Below are 3,243 nucleotides of genomic sequence, written 5' to 3'. Positions count from 1 at the left end.
GGTAGACACAAGGGATTTAAAATCCCTCGACGTTCGCGTTGTGCCGGTTCAAGTCGGTAATTACCAAGCCAGCTTAATGCTGGTTTTTTTGTGCCTGAATTCAGATAAAACTCCCTCCGGAATCTTCCCTCCTGTCTATCTCCTGTTCTCTGTGCAGATTTTCTGTTCGAGTTAGCTGCCAAGAACCTCCTGTGCTGATGAGCTGTGCGTAATTGTCGTGCCAGCATACCCAAGGCTGAATTTCTGTGTGCCTCTGGTCTCTGTCCGGTCGGGCTGTGAGTGATGAAGCGGACACGAAGCCTTAATAAAAATAAATTTAAGGGTTGCTGGCCAGTTGACAGTTTTTTAACGCTGACTAAGTAGCTCTAAAAAGCAGATCAAAATTAATATAAATTGCAACTTATCAATGTGTTATGTTACCTTAAGTTGCGCATGTCATATAAAAAACTAAAGAATATAGATGTCACATTTTATGCCTCCAGATCCTCACCCCTTAGACTATGATTGGCGGTTTACGAGAGAAACTGTTGATAAACTGAGTCAATTATTTGATGATCATGAGTCAGTGCTATCACTAGGTGTTCCTTCTTTAATAAGAAAACATCAAGAATTGGATAATCGGGTTTTTCTTGTTGATCGACAGCCTTTACATTGGTCTAATTTTCATTCGTTAGTAGACGTAGATGTTGATTTACCTCTATGTAAGAGCTTTGATGCTGCTGTCATAGATCCGCCTTGGTATATAGAGAATACTATTCGCTGGATCAGTTGGAGTGCGCAACACTTAGCGATTGGTTCAAAAATTTATATTTCTCTCTGGCCGGAATTAACAAGGCCACAAGCCATCGAAGAAAGAAAAAACTTATTTGAATGGTTGACTAGCTGGGCTGATTTTGAAATAAAATCTAATTTTTTTTGTTACGAAACTCCTGTTTTTGAAATGAGAGCAAGTGAAGTAAGTGATGATAATGTTCTCGAAGACTGGCGTTTTGGCGATTTACTTGTCATAAAAATTAAAGAAATCCCTCCTTTGTCGAAAGCTATCACTAAGACCGAATTATGGCACCGATTTGTAATAGATGACTATCAGCTTGCATTACGTGTGAACCATCACGATGTTCTACCTGCAAAAATAATTATGCATCCATTAGCTAATGGATGGTATTGGCCTTCCGTTAGTAGGAGAGCAATTGGAAGGGAAGTTATCGACCTGTGGAGCTCTCAAAACAAAGTGGGTACAGTAATTGGTAGCGCGAATGCATTAGAGATCTTACGTTTTCATTTGGGGTTATCTGATAAGGTGCCTTCATCAGCAGCAGACTCTTTTTTAACAGTGCTACAACAGTGGAATATACCGAATAAACCTTATAAACGAGTAATGGAATGGCAGCACCTAGCATAATCTTACGGTTCAGAGATACTACACCCGACATCGACACAATAGACGAGCATAAAGCTATTATTAATAGAAAAGGAATAGTGTTGTGGGGGTGGTGGAAGAAAGAACATGAAGACGGATTTGAGTCCTTATTTAACAGTTTAGAGAGTGATGACACGGTATCTGATTACGTTTATCTAATTGATCCATCGACTAAACGTTGTTTCACTGCATCTTTCAATAAAGTGTATAGAAAAAGGAAAGTTGACGTCGACATATCTTTGGTCCCTGAATACTATAGACACCAATGTGAGAAAGTTGAAGCTTGGTTTCAGTTGACTTCAATCAATGTCATTGATTATGAACCTAATTTAGGTAGGCAGGTGGGTGAAAATACACTATTACTTCGTGATAGCTATGGATGCTCTAGCGTAAGAGTTTCTAGAATCGGCAACAACGGTTCAGATAGAAAGTCAATACTTCATCTTTCAGATTTACATTTTGGACTTGATCACGGTTTCGTTGTTTCAGATAAGGTTTTGGAAAGAGGGACAGCGAAGACACTTAGTGATTGTATTCTGACTGACTTAAAGCGAGTAAAAGCAAACAAAGATATTGCTGCAATCATTATTACAGGTGATTTTACGACAAGATCTGATTGGTCAGATAGTACAAAAAACTTAATTATAAGTGAGCTTCACTCGATAGCTAGCGGACTTGGGGTTGATAAAAGCAATATTATTACTCTCCCTGGAAACCATGATATGAAACGCTACCCGAGTGATAGCAACATAGACGAAAATAAGTTGGCTGGAAATACTCAGGTTACATATGAGCACGAGCGTGACTATCGTCTTTTTTCCGAAGAATTAACTGGGAAGCATTGGAAAAGTCAATTAGATTATAACATTATTGTTTCATTGGGTGATGTAGATTTATTCTTATCAATAATGAACTCATGTAGAGTAACAAGCTCTAAACTTACAGAATATGGTTATGTTGGTTCTCTAGGTTTAGACATACTTGACGACTTGGCTAATTTAAATATGAGTAAACCGACTTATAAAATGATGGCTCTTCACCATCATTTAGTGCCCATTAGTCAAGTTGAGATGCCAAATAGAAATGCGATATCTCTCACTCTAGATGCGGTTGAATTGTTAGATAAAGCAGCTAATGTTGGTATACATATGGCATTACATGGCCACCAGCATGAAAATAGAATTGCTCAATACCATAGTTTTAGCCTAGCAAATGAAGACCCCAAATCTCCTATATTAATAGTATCTGGCGGGAGTACGGGGGTTAGTCGTGAACGTAGAGCTGAGTCTACTAGAAATTCATACAACCTACTTACTTTTGAACTTGATAAGATCAAGCTGAGAATCAGAGAAATTATATCTGACGGAAAACGTGGGTATGATTTATATGATAATTATTTACCTGTTTCGCCTACCGTGCAGGAACAGTAGTTATTTAAAGTCGTAAATTATAATATTTAGCAAACCACAACTATAACGATAGATTATAGTTGTGGTTTGGCCGTTTCTAAATAAAAGCTAATTATATATTAAAACCTAGTATGGATTAAATATAGGTGATTTCTTTTATGGAGAAACGTTTTAAATTTACAACTACTAAGATCGCCAGTTTACCCCCTAATGATCCAGACTCGCGTTCTACAGAAGCTGAATATTCGTGCTCTGAGTTATCGGGTTTCAAGATATTAGTAGGTAAAAATGGACGTAAAAAATGGCTAGTCAGGTATACGCTTAATGGCAAGAAAGGATCTGCGTCATTGGGTATTTTCCCGGCTTTGTTGCGTAATTCAATGGAACTAAATCAAGAACCTACGATCTGATCAG

At 37.9% G+C, this 3,243-nt stretch carries 3 protein-coding genes; all 3 read left to right on the top strand.

Features of this window, described 5'->3' with window-relative positions; translation table 11 throughout:
- The first annotated feature begins 460 nt into the window (after positions 1-460).
- The 3 genes from ACED28_RS22955 to ACED28_RS22945 all read left to right on the top strand — a co-directional run bounded on the left by ACED28_RS22955 (position 461) and on the right by ACED28_RS22945 (position 3,239).
- Positions 461-1,402, top strand: a complete 942-nt coding sequence (locus ACED28_RS22955) for a hypothetical protein (protein ID WP_017099606.1) — start codon at positions 461-463, stop codon at positions 1,400-1,402.
- Positions 1,384-2,850 (top strand): metallophosphoesterase, encoded by a 1,467-nt coding sequence (locus ACED28_RS22950; protein WP_371710833.1) that lies wholly within the window; start codon positions 1,384-1,386, stop codon positions 2,848-2,850. Before ACED28_RS22955 ends, ACED28_RS22950 begins: the two co-directional genes overlap by 19 nt.
- Before the next feature lie 137 nt (positions 2,851-2,987).
- On the top strand, positions 2,988-3,239 hold the full coding sequence (locus ACED28_RS22945) for an Arm DNA-binding domain-containing protein (RefSeq protein ID WP_371693285.1): 252 nt from the start codon (positions 2,988-2,990) through the stop codon (positions 3,237-3,239).
- Positions 3,240-3,243 lie beyond the last annotated feature (4 nt).

It is taken from the genome of Vibrio sp. 1F253 (assembly GCF_041439295.1).
Classification (GTDB): domain Bacteria; phylum Pseudomonadota; class Gammaproteobacteria; order Enterobacterales; family Vibrionaceae; genus Vibrio; species Vibrio tasmaniensis_A.
The sequence above is the reverse complement of the archived record's forward strand: the minus strand, read 5'-3'. Positions and strand labels throughout refer to the sequence as shown.

Excerpts from the sequence above, each read along its gene's own strand:
- ACED28_RS22945 (WP_371693285.1), top strand. The coding sequence starts at position 2,988 with ATGGAGAAACGTTTTAAATTTACAACTACTAAGATCGCCAGTTTACCC.
- ACED28_RS22950 (WP_371710833.1), top strand. The coding sequence starts at position 1,384 with ATGGCAGCACCTAGCATAATCTTACGGTTCAGAGATACTACACCCGAC.
- ACED28_RS22955 (WP_017099606.1), top strand. The coding sequence starts at position 461 with ATGTCACATTTTATGCCTCCAGATCCTCACCCCTTAGACTATGATTGG.